At 68.5% G+C, this 14,416-nt stretch carries 15 protein-coding genes; 4 read left to right on the top strand and 11 right to left on the bottom strand.

All coding sequences use genetic code 11. The features are described 5' to 3' along the window. Positions 1-70: 70 nt before the first annotated feature. The 5 genes from AC3WPZ_RS12090 to AC3WPZ_RS12070 all read right to left on the bottom strand — a co-directional run bounded on the left by AC3WPZ_RS12090 (position 71) and on the right by AC3WPZ_RS12070 (position 4,757). On the bottom strand, positions 71-775 hold the full coding sequence (locus AC3WPZ_RS12090; RefSeq protein ID WP_382163735.1) for an ABC transporter ATP-binding protein: 705 nt from the start codon (positions 773-775) through the stop codon (positions 71-73). Next, entirely contained in the window at positions 768-1,514 is a 747-nt protein-coding gene (locus tag AC3WPZ_RS12085) for an ABC transporter ATP-binding protein (protein WP_382161003.1), read from the bottom strand. Before AC3WPZ_RS12085 ends, AC3WPZ_RS12090 begins: the two co-directional genes overlap by 8 nt. Then, the gene (locus tag AC3WPZ_RS12080) at positions 1,511-2,515 is read right to left on the bottom strand and encodes a branched-chain amino acid ABC transporter permease (RefSeq protein WP_444688374.1); all 1,005 of its coding nucleotides are present in this window, start codon (positions 2,513-2,515) and stop codon (positions 1,511-1,513) included. The genes AC3WPZ_RS12085 and AC3WPZ_RS12080 overlap by 4 nt, the downstream gene beginning before the upstream one ends. Before the next feature lie 19 nt (positions 2,516-2,534). After that, positions 2,535-3,422 (bottom strand): branched-chain amino acid ABC transporter permease, encoded by an 888-nt coding sequence (locus tag AC3WPZ_RS12075; protein WP_492439754.1) that lies wholly within the window; start codon positions 3,420-3,422, stop codon positions 2,535-2,537. A gap of 69 nt (positions 3,423-3,491) precedes the next feature. After that, complete coding sequence (locus AC3WPZ_RS12070) at positions 3,492-4,757, bottom strand: ABC transporter substrate-binding protein (RefSeq protein WP_444688376.1); 1,266 nt, start codon at positions 4,755-4,757, stop codon at positions 3,492-3,494. A 215-nt stretch (positions 4,758-4,972) separates the two neighbouring features. Between AC3WPZ_RS12070 and AC3WPZ_RS12065 the strand changes: the two genes are divergently transcribed. Continuing rightward, positions 4,973-6,085 (top strand): glycerol dehydrogenase, encoded by a 1,113-nt coding sequence (locus AC3WPZ_RS12065; RefSeq protein ID WP_492439752.1) that lies wholly within the window; start codon positions 4,973-4,975, stop codon positions 6,083-6,085. Positions 6,086-6,091: 6 nt separating this feature from the next. On the opposite strand, the gene AC3WPZ_RS12060 is transcribed toward AC3WPZ_RS12065, so the two are convergent. Together AC3WPZ_RS12060 and AC3WPZ_RS12055 are read right to left on the bottom strand one after the other, a co-directional pair. Next, positions 6,092-6,544, bottom strand: coding sequence for an acyl-CoA thioesterase (locus tag AC3WPZ_RS12060; protein ID WP_382161014.1), 453 nt, complete (start codon positions 6,542-6,544; stop codon positions 6,092-6,094). Further along, the gene (locus AC3WPZ_RS12055) at positions 6,522-7,970 is read right to left on the bottom strand and encodes an NAD-dependent succinate-semialdehyde dehydrogenase (protein ID WP_492439750.1); all 1,449 of its coding nucleotides are present in this window, start codon (positions 7,968-7,970) and stop codon (positions 6,522-6,524) included. Before AC3WPZ_RS12055 ends, AC3WPZ_RS12060 begins: the two co-directional genes overlap by 23 nt. Positions 7,971-8,047: 77 nt before the next feature. On the opposite strand from AC3WPZ_RS12055, the gene AC3WPZ_RS12050 reads away from it, so the two are divergent. Together AC3WPZ_RS12050 and AC3WPZ_RS12045 are read left to right on the top strand one after the other, a co-directional pair. Beyond that, positions 8,048-8,752 (top strand): SDR family NAD(P)-dependent oxidoreductase, encoded by a 705-nt coding sequence (locus AC3WPZ_RS12050; protein ID WP_382161024.1) that lies wholly within the window; start codon positions 8,048-8,050, stop codon positions 8,750-8,752. A gap of 16 nt (positions 8,753-8,768) precedes the next feature. Continuing rightward, the gene (locus tag AC3WPZ_RS12045; protein WP_382323449.1) at positions 8,769-9,590 is read left to right on the top strand and encodes a shikimate dehydrogenase family protein; all 822 of its coding nucleotides are present in this window, start codon (positions 8,769-8,771) and stop codon (positions 9,588-9,590) included. Between the two features lie 4 nt (positions 9,591-9,594). On the opposite strand, the gene AC3WPZ_RS12040 is transcribed toward AC3WPZ_RS12045, so the two are convergent. The 3 genes from AC3WPZ_RS12040 to AC3WPZ_RS12030 all read right to left on the bottom strand — a co-directional run bounded on the left by AC3WPZ_RS12040 (position 9,595) and on the right by AC3WPZ_RS12030 (position 12,308). Continuing rightward, entirely contained in the window at positions 9,595-10,236 is a 642-nt protein-coding gene (locus AC3WPZ_RS12040; RefSeq protein WP_492439747.1) for a GntR family transcriptional regulator, read from the bottom strand. A gap of 186 nt (positions 10,237-10,422) precedes the next feature. Then, on the bottom strand, positions 10,423-11,622 hold the full coding sequence (locus tag AC3WPZ_RS12035; protein ID WP_444688381.1) for an L-dopachrome tautomerase-related protein: 1,200 nt from the start codon (positions 11,620-11,622) through the stop codon (positions 10,423-10,425). After that, the gene (locus AC3WPZ_RS12030; protein WP_492433062.1) at positions 11,619-12,308 is read right to left on the bottom strand and encodes a type 1 glutamine amidotransferase domain-containing protein; all 690 of its coding nucleotides are present in this window, start codon (positions 12,306-12,308) and stop codon (positions 11,619-11,621) included. Before AC3WPZ_RS12030 ends, AC3WPZ_RS12035 begins: the two co-directional genes overlap by 4 nt. A gap of 110 nt (positions 12,309-12,418) precedes the next feature. Between AC3WPZ_RS12030 and AC3WPZ_RS12025 the strand changes: the two genes are divergently transcribed. After that, the gene (locus AC3WPZ_RS12025) at positions 12,419-13,354 is read left to right on the top strand and encodes a LysR family transcriptional regulator (protein ID WP_382327273.1); all 936 of its coding nucleotides are present in this window, start codon (positions 12,419-12,421) and stop codon (positions 13,352-13,354) included. Here AC3WPZ_RS12025 and AC3WPZ_RS12020 read toward each other — a convergent pair. Continuing rightward, positions 13,351-14,307, bottom strand: a complete 957-nt coding sequence (locus AC3WPZ_RS12020) for a LysR family transcriptional regulator (protein ID WP_382323445.1) — start codon at positions 14,305-14,307, stop codon at positions 13,351-13,353. The two genes, AC3WPZ_RS12025 and AC3WPZ_RS12020, sit on opposite strands and share 4 nt — an antisense overlap. Positions 14,308-14,416: the final 109 nt, after the last annotated feature.

Raw genomic sequence — 14,416 nt, 5'->3', positions numbered from 1 at the left:
CCATATATCTTTGAAACAGGCGTGGTGCGGGAAGGGGATCGGGCCCTGCCGGGGTCGGCGGGCCCGGTGTTCAGATGCCGAGGTAGCTGGCCCTCAGCTGCGGGTTGTGCAGCAGCTCGCGGCCGGTGCCGCGCATGGCGATGGTGCCGTTCTCGATCACGAAGCCGTGGTCGGCCATGTTGAGCACCATCTGCACGTTCTGCTCGATGACCAGCACCGCGAGCTCGCTGTTGCGGATCTTGCGGATGCCTTCGAACAGGCGGTCCACCATGATGGGCGCGAGCCCGAGCGATGGTTCGTCGAGCGCGAGCACGCGCGGCAGCGCCATCAGCGCGCGGCCCACGGCGACCATCTGCTGCTGCCCGCCCGACAGGGTGCCGGCCAGCTGATGGCGGCGTTCATCGAGGATGGGGAACAGCGCGAAGATCTCGTCCATCGTCTTCGAGCGGCGCGCGCGCGCCCGGGGCGTGGACGCCCCCACCATCAGGTTCTCCATCACCGTCATCTCGGGAAAGAGCTGCTTGCCTTCGGGCGACTGCACGAAGCCCTGGTCCACGATGCGGTGCGGCGGCAGGCCGGTGAGCGAGCAGCCTTCCAGCACCGCCGAGCCCTTGGTGGTTTTCACCAGGCCCGAGACCGTGCGCAGGAAGGTCGTCTTGCCCGCGCCGTTGGCGCCGATCAGGGCGGTGATGGTGCCGGGGTGCAGGTCGAGGTGGATGCCCCGCAGCACCTGCTGCTCGCCGTAGCCGGCCCAGAGGTCTTTCACGCTAAACATCGGTGCCGACATAGCCTTCTCCAAAATACGCGGTCAGAACGCGCGGATCCTTCACCACCTTCTGCGGTTCGCCATTGGCGATCAGGCAGCCCTGGTCCATCACGATCACGCGGTCCGACAGACCCATGATCACCTTCATCACATGCTCCACGATCAGCACCGTGATGCCTCGGTCGCGCACCTTGCGCACCAGGGCCACCATCTCGGCCGCCTCGCTGGGCGTGGCGCCGGCCACCACCTCGTCCATCAGCAGCAGGCGCGGCTGCGTGGCCAGCGCGCGGCCGAGTTCGATCTTGCGTTTGTCGAACGCGGTGAGGTCGTTCGCGTCGGCGTTGCAGCGGTCGCCGAGGTTGAGGAAGTCCAGCAGCTCCATCGCCAGCGCGCGCGCCTTGGCGGTGGACTCCAGGCGCGCGAAGGCGCCGACCATCACGTTCTCCACCGCCGAGAGCCCGCCGAAGGGTCGCGAGAGCTGGAAGGTGCGCGCGATGCCCGCGCGGCAGATGTCGCTGGGCGCCATGCCCAGCACATCGCGACCTTCGAACAGGATGCGACCCTGGTCGGCGCGGTGGAAACCGGCGATCAGGTTGAAGGCCGTGGTCTTGCCCGCGCCGTTGGGACCGAGCAGCCCGAGGATCTCGCCTTGCCGAAGGTCGAACGACACCTCGTTCACGGCTTTCAGGCCGCCGAAACGTTTGCTCAGGCCCTGCACTTGCAGCAGCGCCGTTGTCGAATCGCTCATTTTTTCGTCCCTCCTTGCTGGAGGCGTTGTTTCAGCCAGCGATCGATCGGCGCGATGATGCCCTTGGGGAAGTACAGCACCGCGACGATCAGGATCACGCCGTAGATGACCAGGTGCAGGCCGAGGAAGGTGCCGCCGAGGTAGCTGCGCGAGAACTCCGCGATCGGGTGCAGCACCAGGGCGCCCAGCATGGGGCCGAGCACCGTGCCCTGCCCGCCCACGATGGCCATCAGCGCCACGTCGATCGAGAACTCGATGCCCATGTTGCGTTCCGGGTTGATGTAGCGGAAGAACTGGGCGTAGAAGGCGCCGCCCAGGCCGGTCATGAAGGCGCTGGCCGCGAGCGCGATCAGCGAGCACCGCGTGGGGTTGACGCCCAGGGCCTCGGCGCCGTTGTGGTCGCCCCGGATCGCCTTGAGGTAATAACCCAGGCGCGAGCGCTCGAGCACGATGGTGGCGAGCAGCACCAGCACCAGCATCACCAGGGCGATGTAGTAGTACGGCACCTTGCCTTCGAACTGGTAGACCAGGCCGCCGAGTTCGCTCGGCGGCACCACCAGGCCCTGCGCGCCCTTGAGCGGGATGCCCAGGAAATCGTCGGTGTTCTCGAACCAGATGCGCACGATCTCGGCGAACGCGATCGTGGTGAGCGTGAAGTACGGGCCCTTGAGCTTGAACGTGGGGTAGCCGATGGCCAGCGACAGCAGGGCCGCGAACGCACCGCCGGCCAGCATGCCCAGCCAGGGCGAGAGGCCAAGCAGCGTGAACAGCAGCACCGTCACATAACCGGCCAGGCCCGCGAACACGGCGTGCCCGAGCGAGAGCTGCCCGACGTAGCCGCACACGAAGTTCCAGGCCGTGGCCATGTACGCGAAGTACAGGATCATGGTCAGGGAGTGCAGCGTGTACGAGTCGCTCACGAACAGCGGCAGCACGGCCGCGATCGCGATCATGGGCAGGCCCAGGATCAGCGTGGAGGGGGAGTTGGAAAAGGCGTTCATTCTTGACATGGCCACGCCCTCACGCCTTGCGGCCCAGCAGGCCGTTGGGACGGACCAGCAGCACCACGATGAAGATGAGGAAGGAGAACATCGCGGCCGAGGTGGCGGTGACGAACTGCGAGATCAGCGACTCGAAGACACCGAGCAGCAACCCACCCACGATGGAGCCCGGGATCGAGCCGATGCCACCGAGCACCACCACCAGGAACGACTTGACCCCGAACATCAGCCCCACGGTGGGCGTGATCGACAGGAAGGGCACCAGCAAGGCGCCGAACAGGCCCAGGATGGCGGCGCCCAGGCCGAAGGTCTGGTTGTAGACGCGGTAGACGTTCACGCCGCTCATGGCGGCCGCGTCGCGGTTCTGCGCCGTGGCGCGGATGGAGCGGCCCACGTCGGTGTGCTTGAGCCCCCACCAGAGGCCCCCGGCCACGGCGATGGCGGCGACAAAGCCGACGAAGCGCGGGATGCTGATCGGCAGGCCCGCGAGCTCGAAGGTGCCACCGGCGAAGTCCACGCTCACCGAGCGCACGTCCGGGCCGTAGGTCATCAGCACCAGGTTGTCCATGACCAGGTAGACGCCCGTGGTCAGCAGCAGCGCGCCCAGCGGTTCCACCACCAGGGACGACTCGCGCCTGAACAGCGGCGAGATGATGACGCTCTGCGTGAAGTAGCCGAAGCCGAACAGCAAGGGCATGGTCACCAGCGCCGCCACGTAGGGGTGCAGGCCGAAGGTGGACCACAGCGTGTAGGCCGCGTACATGGCCACCATGAGGAACGAGCCGTGCGCGAAGTTGATGACGCGCAGCACGCCGAAGATCAGGCTCAGGCCCAGGGCGATGCCGCCATAGATGGCGCCCTGCAGCAGCCCGTTGATGAGCGCGTAGAAAAAGATGAGGGGATCCATACCGGTTTCCGTGATGAGGGCGCCCCCCCCGCGGGGCGGCGGGCGCCCGGGTTGAAGCCGTGGACCGGATCAGCGCTTGGACCAGTCGGGCAACGGCCAGACCGGCTTGGTGCCGGCCAGCCGGTTGGCCGCCGGCCATACCGTGCGGCGCTCGCCACCGATGTTCTGGGTGATGGCGCCGTGGGCGTGCGGGTTCTGGCCCTTGTCGTCGAAGACCACGCGGCTGTAGCCCGTGATCAGCGCGGGCCCGCTCTTGATGTCGGTCGCGGCCAGGGCATCGCGGATCTTTTCCCGGTCGGTCGAGGCGGCGCGCTCCAGCACATCGCGCAGGATGTAGGCGTTGGACACGCCCTGCGCGCCGTAGGCGTTCAGGCCGTAGCCCATGCGGGTCTGGAATTTCTTGTCGGCGTCCAGCGCGTTCGGGTCCTTGATGGCCTGCATGATGTCCACCTGGAAATCGTCCTGCACGAACATCAGGTCGTAGGCCTTGGGGTTGACCGACTTGTAGAACGAAGGGTCTTCCGCGCCGCCACCGACGGAGTGGATGCCATAGGGCACGTTGAGGCGGTTCTCCGCGAACTGGCGCGTGAACAGGATGTGGTCGGGCGTGTAGGCCACGACGATCAGCGCATCGGGCTTGCTCGCGCGGATCTTCAGCAGCTGCGCGGAGAAGTCGGACTGGTTGGGCGGGTAGGACTCGTCGAGTGAAATCTTGTAGCCGCGCTCCAGCGCCATCTTCTTGATGTTGGCGGTGTGCGAGCGGCCCCAGTCGGTGCCTTCGTAGAACAGGCCGATGGTCTGCGGCTTGTTGCCGGTTTCCTTGGCCAGCAGGTCGATCGCGTCCATCTGCTCGCGCGCGTCGTAGATCGCCTTGTTGTTCGGGCGAAAGACGTAGCGGAAGCCGCGCTCGGTGATCTCGTCCTTCACCGAGCCCGTGACCAGCCAGGGCGTCTTGTAGCGCTCGGCCACTTCGGTGGCCGGGAAGGTGACCGCGCTGTTGTACGCGCCCACCATCACCGACACCTGCTCGCGCGTGATCAGGCGCTCGGTTTCGGCCACGCCGACATCGGGCTTGGACTGGCTGTCCGCGAAGATCGCGACCAGCTTGGCGCCACCCAGGGACTTGATGCCGCCCGCGGCGTTGATCTGCTCGATGGCGATCTCCGCGCCGACCTTGGTCTGGTTGCCGATGGTCGCGGTGCCGCCCGAGAGGGGCAGCACGAAACCGATCTTGATCTCCTTGGGCTGTGCGAACGCCGCCGCGCTCAGCCCGAACAGGCAGGCGGCGCCCAGGCGGATCAGCGCCTGGCGCCGATGGGTTGGGATGGTCTTCATGGTCTCGTCTCCAGATTGAGGAATGGGTCGGCCTGCGGTCCAGCGCACCGGCCGGGCATCGAAGGCGACGGTGCCGGGCCCGTCCGGCAGCACCTTGCTTTCGCCCTCGATCGGACGCATGATATATGATGCAACGTGCATCATGCTGCGGGTTTTCCCGGATGCGGGTGCCCGGTCCGCTGTGTTCAAGAACCCTTTTCCACCCAGGAGACAAGATGTCCACTTCCCCCACCACCCCTTCCCTGCTGCGCGTTTTTGGCGGCCCGCTGCGCTACCTGCAGGGCCCGGGCGCCCTCGATCAACTGGGCGCGCAGGTCGCCCTGCTCGCGCCGTCGGCCGTGCTGATTGCCGACCGCTTCGTGCTCGACCTGGTGGGCGCTCGCGTGGCGGCTTCGTGCCAGGCCTCGGGAGTGGCGCTGAGCACCGGCGAGTTCACCGGCGACATCACGCCCGCCGAGGTGCAGCGCCTCACGGAGCAGCTCGCCGCGGCGAAGCCCGGCGTGGTGATCGCGGCCGGTGGTGGCAAGGGCATCGACGTGGGCAAGGCCGTGGCCCGGGCCTTGGGTGCGCAGGTCGTGACCGTGCCCACGGTGGCGTCCAACGACGCGCCCACCAGCAAGATCTTTGTGCTGTACGACGAACACCACCGCCTGCTGTCGGTGGAGCACCTGGCGCACAACCCCGCGGCCGTGGTGGTCGACACCGCGCTGATCGCGGCCGCGCCGGTCAAGCTGCTGCTCGCGGGCATCGGCGACGCGCTCTCGAAGAAGTTCGAGGTCGAACGCTGCGCGGCCGCCGGTGGCCTGAACATCTACGGCGGCCTGGGCACGCAGGCGGCGCTGGTGCTGGCCGACCTCAGCTACCGCAGCGTGCGCGAGCACGCCGAGCCGGCCATCGAGGCCGTGCGGCGCGCCACCACCGATGCGCACCTCGAATCGCTGGTCGAGGCCACGGTGCTGCTCAGCGGGCTGTGCTTCGAGAACGGCGGACTCTCGGTGTCGCATGCGATGACGCGCGGCCTGTCCGCGATCGCCGGCACCGCGAGCACCTTGCACGGCCTTCAGGTCGCCTACGGCCTGCTGGTGCAGCTCACGCTGGAAGAGCGCGACGCGGCCTTCATGGCGGAGCTGCGCGGCTTCTACGGGCGCATCGGCCTGCCGCAGGACCTGAACGAATTGGGCCTGGGGCGCGCGGCCAGCGAGGACGAGATCGAGACCATCGCGCGCCAGACCATGACCGCGCCGCATGTGCGCAACTTCCCGACCACCCTCAGCGCCGAGCGCATCGCCGGCGCCATCCGCCAGGTGGAGGCCGCGCGCCTGGGCTGAACGCGCTCAGGCAGGCACCGGCCCGGCGAGCAAGCGCTCCCGCTCGGCCGGTGTCCAAGGCGACGCTTGCCCCGTGCGGTCTTCGCACATCACGGTGGTGACGCGCGCCGCGAAATGCGCCACCCCGTCGACCTGGATGCCGAACCGCGCTTCCAGGCTGGTGCGGCCCACGCGCGTCACGCGCAGGCACACCGAAGGCTCGGCCCCGCGCCCGACCGGTTGGCGGAAATCACAGGCCATCGCCACCACGACCTGGGAGCGGGCCCCCGTGCCCGGCAGCGGCAAACCGATGGCCTCGGCGTGCTCGTTGCGCGCGTCCTCGCACCACCTCAGGTACACGAGGTGGTGGACATGGCCCAGCGCGTCCAGATCCGTCCAGCGCACGCGCACCGGCATGGTCCAGTGCCAGCGCCCGTCCTGGGGTTCAGGGTCGCGTTCAGTCGAGACCGACGCAGACATATTTCAGCTCGGTGTAGTCGTCCATGCCGTACTGCGAGCCCTCACGGCCCAGGCCCGACTGCTTGACGCCACCGAACGGCGCCTCGGCGGTGGAGATCAGGCCGGTGTTCACGCCCACCATGCCGTACTCCAGCCGCTCCGACACGCGCCAGCTGCGCGAGAGGTCGCGCGTGTACACGTAGGAGGCCAGGCCGTACTCGGTGTCGTTGGCCATCTGGATCACCTCGTCCTCGCTGTCGAAGGGGATCAAGGCCGCCAGCGGGCCGAAGGTCTCCTCGCGCGCGACCAGCATCTGCTGCGTCACACCGGTCATGACCGTGGGTTCAAAAAAGTTGCCGTCAAGCCGGCGCCCACCCGCGATCACCGTGGCCCCCTGGCCCAGCGCGTCGTCGATGTGCTCCTCCACCTTGGCCTGGGCCTTGGCGTCGATCAGGGGGCCGACCACCACGCCCGCGTCGAGGCCGTTGCCCAGCTTCATCGCCCGCACGCTGGCCGCGAGCTTGGCGGCGAACGCGTCGTACACCGCACGATGCACATAGAGGCGGTTCGCGCACACGCAGGTCTGGCCGTTGTTGCGGAACTTGGCGATCATCGCGCCCTGCACCGCCGCGTCCAGGTTCGCGTCGTCGAACACGATGAAGGGGGCGTTGCCGCCCAGTTCCAGCGAGACCTTCTTGATGTGCTCCGCGCATTGCCGCATGAGCACGCGCCCGATCTCGGTGGAGCCGGTGAAGCTCAGCTTGCGCACCACCGGGTTGCCGGTGAGCTCCTTCGCGATCGCGCCGGCATCCCCCGTCACCACGTTGATCACGCCCCGGGGAATGCCGGCGCGCTCGGCCAGCACCGCGATGGCCAGGGCCGAGAACGGGGTCTGGGTGGCCGGCTTGACGACCATGGTGCAGCCCGCGGCGAGCGCGGGCGCGAGCTTGCGCGTGAGCATCGCATTGGGGAAATTCCAGGGCGTGATCGCCGCGCACACGCCGATGGGCTGGCGCAGCACCACGATGCGCTTGTCGGGCTGCGGCGCGGGGATCACGTCGCCGTTGTTGCGCCGCCCCTGCTCGGCGAACCATTCGATGAAGCTCGCGCCGTAGGCGATCTCGCCGCGCGACTCGGCCAGCGGCTTGCCTTGTTCGATCGTCATGATGCGCGCCAGGTCGTCTTGCGCCTCCATCATCAGCTCGTACCAGCGGCGCAGCAGCGTGGCGCGCTCCTTGGCGCTGCGCGCGGCCCAGGCCGGGAAGGCGTGGGCGGCGGCCTGCACGGCCAGGCGCGTTTCCCCCTCGCCCATGTTGGGCACCGTGCCCACCCGCTCGCCGGTGGCGGGGTTCATCACCTCGCGCGACTGGCCGTTCAGGGCGGGCTGCCAGTGGCCATCGATCAGGCACTGCTGAACAAAGAGGCCGGGGTCCTTCAGATGTTTCATGCTGTCTCCAAAAAAGGGTTGTCCGATTTTGGATGCATGATATATCATGCGTCTTCTATCAACAAGGAGACGTTTTCATGAATCAAAGGCAAAAGGTGGCGGTGGTGACGGGTGGCGGCACGGGGATCGGGCTGGCCTGCGCCCAGGAGCTGCAAGCCAAGGGCTGGCGCGTGGTGTGCGCCGGCCTGGACACCGAGCCCACGCTGCCCGACCAGCTCGAGTTCACCCGCCTGGACGTGACCGACAGCGCCGCGATCGCGGCCCTGTTCGAGCGGCTCCCGCACGTCGACGGACTGGTCAATGCGGCGGGCATCATCCTGCACGAGCAGAAGGAACTCACGCCCGACGGCTTCGACAAGGTGGTGGCGATCAACCTCAACGCGGTCAACCGGCTGACGCTCGCCGCCTTGCCCGGCCTCAAGGCCGCGCGTGGCGCGGTGGTGAACGTGGCCTCCATGTGGAGCCAGTTCGGTTCGGCCCGCAACCCGGCGTACTCGGCCAGCAAGGGCGGCGTGACCTCCCTCACCCGCTCGCACGCGGTGGCCTTCGCCGCCGATGGCGTGCGGGTCAACGCGATCGCGCCGGGCTGGATCGACACGCGACTGGCCTCCGGCGCCATCCACAATCCCGAGCGCAGCGCGGCGATCCTGGGCCGCATTCCACTCGGTCGCTGGGGCCAGCCGGCGGACGTGGCCCGCGTGGTGAGCTTCCTGCTGTCGGCCGAGGCCGCCTACGTCACCGGCATCGTGATGCCCGTGGACGGCGGATTCGGCATCGCCTGAACCCGCACCGGAGCCCATGAGCGTGAACCCTCCACCGACCCCCGCCGTCAACGGCCGAACCGCCGTGGTGCCCCTGCTGGCCTACCCGAGCGAGCACGTGCGCACGCCCGGCTTCTTCAACCAGCACTGCAGCGAGCACGGCATCAACGCCGTGATGGTGCCGTGGAAGGTCTCGCCCGCGGACCTGCCCGCGGCCATCGAGGCCATCCGCCGCATCGAGAACATTCCCGGTTTCGTCATCACCATCCCGCACAAGCAGGAGGTCTGCCGGCACTGCGACACGCTGGAGGGCCTGGCCGAGGTGATGGGTGTGTGCAACGCGGTGCGCAAGAACGCCGATGGCACGCTGTCGGGCCGCATGCACGACGGCCAGGGTTTCGTGCAAGGCCTGCTGGAGCGGGGCATCCCGCTGGCCGGCCGCTCGGTGCTGCTCGCGGGCGCCGGCGGCGTGGCGACCGCCATCGCGTTCGAACTGGCCGGGTCGCAGGTGGGCCGCATCGGCATCCGGAACCGCTCGGTGGACAAGGCGCGCGAACTGGGGCAACAGCTCTCGCGCCATTTCCCGGGCCTGGTGGTCGAACTCAATCCAGCGCGCGTGGAAGGCTACGACATCGCCGTCAACGGCACCTCGCTGGGCCTGCACCCGGAAGACCCGATGCCGTTCGACCCGACCAGCTTGCGCCAGGACACGGTGGTGGCCGAGGTCGTGATGCAGCCCGACATCACCCCCTTGCTGCAGCGAGCGTCGGAGAATGGCCAGCGCATCCACAAGGGCGTGCACATGGTCACGACGCAGATCCGGCTGCTGGTCGAGTTCACGACCGGCCAGGCCGGCTGAACGCCTAGGCGTAGATCTCTTCGACCGAGCGCCCGCTCATCCACTCGGTCAACACCCGCTCACCCCACTGGATGTCTTCCTGGATGGCCTTGGACGCCATCTCGGGGTTGCGGGCCTTCAGGCCTTCGAGCACCTTGTAGTGCGGGTGGCCGCTGTTGAAGATGTTGCGCCGGGGCACCTTGGCGTGGAAGGTGTTCAGCAGCGGCCCCATCCGCACCCACAGGGTCTCGACGACCGCGGACAGGCTGGGCAGCCGGGCGGCGGCCATCAACTCGAAATGGAAGTCGCGGTTGCGCCGGGCGGCGTCCTTCGGGTTGGTGGCCGAGGCCTTGATGAACTGGTCCTGGATCTTCTCCAGGTGCTCGATTTCCTTGCGCGTGATCTGCCGCGCGGCCTGGGCGGCGGCCGCGCCTTCGAGCAGGCCCCGCATGAGCTGGATCTCGCGCACGGTGGCCAGGTCCAGCTCGGGGACCGCGATCGAGGTGGCGGCGGTCACGTCCAGCGCCTGCTCGCTGGCCAGACGGAAGATGGCCTCGCGCACCGGTGTGATGCTGGTGCCCAGCACCTCGGCGAGTTCGGCGATGCGCAGCCTTGAACCGGGCGCGTATTGCCCGTTCATCAAGGCATTGCGAATCTCAACGTACACGCGTTGGGACAGGTTCTGCTTTTCCACTCGGCCCAGTTCAGCCATCTCCGCACCTTACTTTTTACATCATATATCCTGTCCGGAATGTAGCAGAAAAGGGCGGAATGCACGGGCGCGACAAGGCCACGCTGTCTCCTGCGGCTCAGCGCAGGAAACAGCGTGGCGTCGGAAGGCGGCGCGGGATCGTCAGTGGCGCGTGGCCTTCTGGCCGCGCGGCCGCAGCCGCCACAGCTCGTAGCGCTCCTCCCCGGCCTTGACCTGGCCGGCGAAGTGCTGGTTGAGTGCGCTGGCGGTGAAGACCAGGTCACCGCCCGGGTGCCAGGCCGGCGTGTCGGGCCAGCGCACCGCGCCGTTCGCGGCGATCAGCGCCAGCGCGCGCGTTGAGGGGCTGTAGCGCACGATGCCGCCTCGCGTCACGTCGGTGATGTAGAGGTCGCCCACCGGGTCGGTGACGATGCCGTCGGTGTTGCCGCCGACCACACCCAGGCTTCGGACCTCGCGCGCGATCTGCGCGTCGCTGGCGCCCGCCCGGCGCAACACGGCGGTCGGGACCGCCCAGGCCTGCGTGCCGGTCGTCACCGTCCAGTACAGCGTCTGTCCATCGGGCGAGAGCGCGATGCCGTTGACGCCGATCAGCAAGGGGTTGCCGGGCCAGACCTCGCTGCCACCGGACACCACCTTGACGCCCGGCTCGATCTGCAGGCTGGCGTGCCCGTCCAGCACGCGCCGGGCCGTGCCGCTGGCGTGGTCCACCACGATCAAACCCACCTGGTTGCGCGGCGCGCTGCGAAAGCCGCTGTCGGACACATAGGCCACGCGCCGGCGTTCGTCGACCGCGATGTCGTTGAGGAAGCTGCCCGCCCGATCGGCCACGCCGTCCAGCGCAATGGTCTTCAAGAGCTTGCCCGAGGCCAGTTCGAACACCATCACCTTCTGCGCCCCGGCGGGCGCTTCGGCCTCGCCCGCCACGAAGCCCATGTCCAGCGCCCAGAGCCAGCCGTTGCGCCGGTCCACATGGAAGCCGAGCACGTTGCGCAAGGCCAGGTGGGGCGGCGCCTTCACATCGTTGCCCTGCGTGGAAGGAAAGGCGGTCAGCCTCGCGGGGCCACCGTCGGCCGTGGCGTCGAGCCGGCTCAGGGTGGCCGGCGCGGCGGGCGAGAGCAGGCGGGGCGTGCTCACGTAGGCGCCGCCCCGGGCGTCGAAATGCAGGCCGGCGATGGGCGCGTTCACCGATTGCGCGAACGGCACAGCCGCCTGCCCGGGTGCGGCAGCCTCCCAGCTCACCCCCTGGTAGCTGCGCCAGCGTTCCAGCGGCAGCAGATCGGAAGCCTGGGCCACCCACGGAAAGGCGAGCAGCGCCGCCAGCGCGAACGCGGCGCGGCTCATGAGCGCGCTCCGAGCTGCGCGAGCAAGGCCTCGGCCGTCGCTTCGGAAGATGCCGGGTTCTGCCCCGTGATCAGCCGGCCGGACACCACCACGTGGCTCTGCCAGTCGGCCCCGCGGGTGTAGAGGCCGCCGTGGCCGGTCAACATGTCCTCCAGCGAGAAGGGCACCACGTCGGTGAGCTGGGCCACCGATTCCTCGCTGTTGCTGAAGCCGGTGACCTGGCGGCCGCGCACCAGCGGCTGCCCTTGCGCGTCCTTCACATGGCGCAGCACGGCGGGTGCGTGGCACACCGCGGCCACCGGTTTGTCCTGCGCCAGGAAGCGTTCGATCAACGCGATGGACCGGGTGTCTTCCGCCAGGTCCCACAGCGGCCCGTGGCCACCGGGGTAGAACACGGCGTCGAAGTCCTGCGCGTTCACGTCGCCCAGAGGCAGGGTGCGGGCCAGGGCGGCCTGGGCCCGCGCGTCGGCGTTGAAGCGGCGTGTCGCTTCGGTCTGGGCATCGGCTTCGTGGCTCTTGGGGTCGATCGGCGGCTGCCCGCCCAGAGGTGAGGCCAGCGTGACCTGCGCGCCCGCGTCCTTGAACCGGTAGTACGGGGCGGCGAACTCCTCCAGCCAGAAACCGGTCTTGTGCCCGGTGTCGCCCAGCCGGTCGTGGGAGGTCAGCACCATCAATATCTTCTTCATCGCGCATCCTTTCGAGGCCCGCAGGCCGTGGTTGAAATGGGTTGGACACGATGATCGGGACGCTTCTATGATTCGAAAAGTCGAAATATTCGATCTTTGGAATTCAATAAATGAATATCGACAACAAGGACCTGAACCTACTGCGGGTCTTCCACGTGGTCTACCAGGAGCGCAACGCCTCGCGCGCGGCCGAACGCCTGGCGCTGAGCCAGCCCGCGCTGAGCCACAAGCTGGCCAAGCTGCGCCACGAGATGGGCGACCCGCTCTTCGTGCGCGCCCCGCGTGGCCTGACGCCGACGCCCCGGGCGCATGAGCTGGCGCCGCAGGTGCAGGCGCTGGTGGGCGACATCGAGGCCTTCTACCACCGCAGCGAAGGCAGCGACTTCCTCTCGCGCAACGAGCGCCTGCACCTCTTCACCACCGACTACCTCGAACAGTCCCTGCTGCCCGGGCTGTTGCCCCGGCTGCGCGCGCAGGCGCCCGGTGTCATCCTGATCACGCACAACACGCGAGGCCAGCTGCCTCGCGAGGAACTGGAAAAAGGCAGCTGCGACCTCGCCATCGCGGGCTTCTACGACGAGCTGCCCGACACGCTGCGCCAGCAGCGCCTGTTCAGCGAAGACTTCGTGGTGCTGGCCTCGCGCCACAACCCCCACTTGAACGGAGGTGCGTTGGGGCTTGAACAATTCCTGGCCTGCGAACACCTGCTGACCACGCTCACTGGCGATCTGCATGGGCGGGTCGACCGCGCCCTGGAGGCGCGGGGCCTGCGCCGCCGCATCGCGGCGGGCCTCTCCAGCTTCCTGGCCCCGACCCGCCTGGTCCGGGACACGGCCTTTCTGCTGACCTGCCTGCGCTCGGTGGCCGAAGAGGCCGCGCAACGCGACCCCGATCTGCAGATCCACCCGCTGCCGATCGACCTGCCCCGGGTGGAGGTGAAACAGATCTGGCACGAACGCACCGACGCCGACCCCTTGCGGCGTTGGCTGCGGCAGCAGATCCAGCAGGTGTCGGGACGCCCAGGCCGAGCCGGCGTTCAGGCCTAGGCCCGCACCTGGGCCGCCGCGGCGCGCACCGCCGCCAGGAAGTCGGCGTACACCTCGCCCTGCAGGGAGCTGGGGCGCTGCACGATGGAGATCGGGGCCGAGAACGACGACAGGGGCGTGCGCAGCACGCGCACCAGGCCATGCCGCTGGGCCAACCGGGCCGCGTCCAGGGGCACCAGGGCCAGGGTCACGAGCTCGTGGGCGAGCGCGAGGTTGCTGCTGAAAGAGGCCGATTCCATCAAGGGCCTGGGCGGTGTCACGCCGCCGCGGATGAACTCGGTGTTGAGCAGTTGCCGCGTCACCAGTTCCGGCGGCGGCAGCACCCACTGGGCCTGGGCCAGCTCGTGCCAGCCCACCTGCCGCCGGCGGCGGGCCAGCGGATGGCTGGCACCGGCCACGATGGCCAGGGTCTCGTCGTACAGCCGCTCGACCCGCAGCGTGCGCATGGGCTCGCTGTCGAGCAGCTCCCCCGAGAAGCGGCCGACCACACAGTCCACCTCCCCCGAATCGAGCGCGATCAGCAGGTCGTGGATGGACCCTTCCCGGAAGCGCACCAGCATGCCGGGGCGGCGCGCCAGGAAGCGCCCGAGCGCGCGCGGCAGCAGGGACAGCAGCATGATCGGCGTGGCCCCCACCCGCAACAGGCCCGCCTCGCCGGCCTCGATGGCCCGCAGTTCGTCGCGCAGGATGCCCCACTCGTTGAGCATCACTTCGGCCCGATGCAGAAAGGCGCGGCCACTGGCGGTGGGGTGGGTGCCCAGGCGCCCGCGCTCGAACAGGCGCACCCCCAGCGAGGACTCCAGCTCCTGCAGCATCTTGGTGACCGCGGGCTGCGTGCGGTGCAGCAGCCGAGCCGCCCCATGCAGGGTGCCCGTGGACACCAGCGCACGGCACAACAACAGGTGCGACAGGCGAACGCCCGTGAGAGATGAGGGTGACAGGGGGTCGGTCATTTCGATTCCATTATGGAATCGTTCGATCAAAACAACTCAGTTTTTCAGAATCACCATCTGGTCCACACTGGCCGCATGGACCTCGCTGACACCCCGACCCGCCCCGACG

This window comes from Hydrogenophaga sp. FW305-3-2-15-A-LB1, from assembly GCF_058787875.1.
Note: the sequence above shows the minus strand (reverse complement) of the source record. Positions and strands in the feature narration are given on the sequence as shown.

Bases quoted from the DNA above. Each gene is read 5' to 3' on its own strand.
- AC3WPZ_RS12090 (WP_382163735.1), bottom strand. From the start codon at position 775: ATGTTTAGCGTGAAAGACCTCTGGGCCGGCTACGGCGAGCAGCAGGTG.
- AC3WPZ_RS12085 (WP_382161003.1), bottom strand. From the start codon at position 1,514: ATGAGCGATTCGACAACGGCGCTGCTGCAAGTGCAGGGCCTGAGCAAA.
- AC3WPZ_RS12080 (WP_444688374.1), bottom strand. From the start codon at position 2,515: ATGAACGCCTTTTCCAACTCCCCCTCCACGCTGATCCTGGGCCTGCCC.
- AC3WPZ_RS12075 (WP_492439754.1), bottom strand. From the start codon at position 3,422: ATGGATCCCCTCATCTTTTTCTACGCGCTCATCAACGGGCTGCTGCAG.
- AC3WPZ_RS12070 (WP_444688376.1), bottom strand. From the start codon at position 4,757: ATGAAGACCATCCCAACCCATCGGCGCCAGGCGCTGATCCGCCTGGGC.
- AC3WPZ_RS12065 (WP_492439752.1), top strand. From the start codon at position 4,973: ATGTCCACTTCCCCCACCACCCCTTCCCTGCTGCGCGTTTTTGGCGGC.
- AC3WPZ_RS12060 (WP_382161014.1), bottom strand. From the start codon at position 6,544: ATGTCTGCGTCGGTCTCGACTGAACGCGACCCTGAACCCCAGGACGGG.
- AC3WPZ_RS12055 (WP_492439750.1), bottom strand. From the start codon at position 7,970: ATGAAACATCTGAAGGACCCCGGCCTCTTTGTTCAGCAGTGCCTGATC.
- AC3WPZ_RS12050 (WP_382161024.1), top strand. From the start codon at position 8,048: ATGAATCAAAGGCAAAAGGTGGCGGTGGTGACGGGTGGCGGCACGGGG.
- AC3WPZ_RS12045 (WP_382323449.1), top strand. From the start codon at position 8,769: ATGAGCGTGAACCCTCCACCGACCCCCGCCGTCAACGGCCGAACCGCC.
- AC3WPZ_RS12035 (WP_444688381.1), bottom strand. From the start codon at position 11,622: ATGAGCCGCGCCGCGTTCGCGCTGGCGGCGCTGCTCGCCTTTCCGTGG.
- AC3WPZ_RS12030 (WP_492433062.1), bottom strand. From the start codon at position 12,308: ATGAAGAAGATATTGATGGTGCTGACCTCCCACGACCGGCTGGGCGAC.
- AC3WPZ_RS12025 (WP_382327273.1), top strand. From the start codon at position 12,419: ATGAATATCGACAACAAGGACCTGAACCTACTGCGGGTCTTCCACGTG.
- AC3WPZ_RS12020 (WP_382323445.1), bottom strand. From the start codon at position 14,307: ATGACCGACCCCCTGTCACCCTCATCTCTCACGGGCGTTCGCCTGTCG.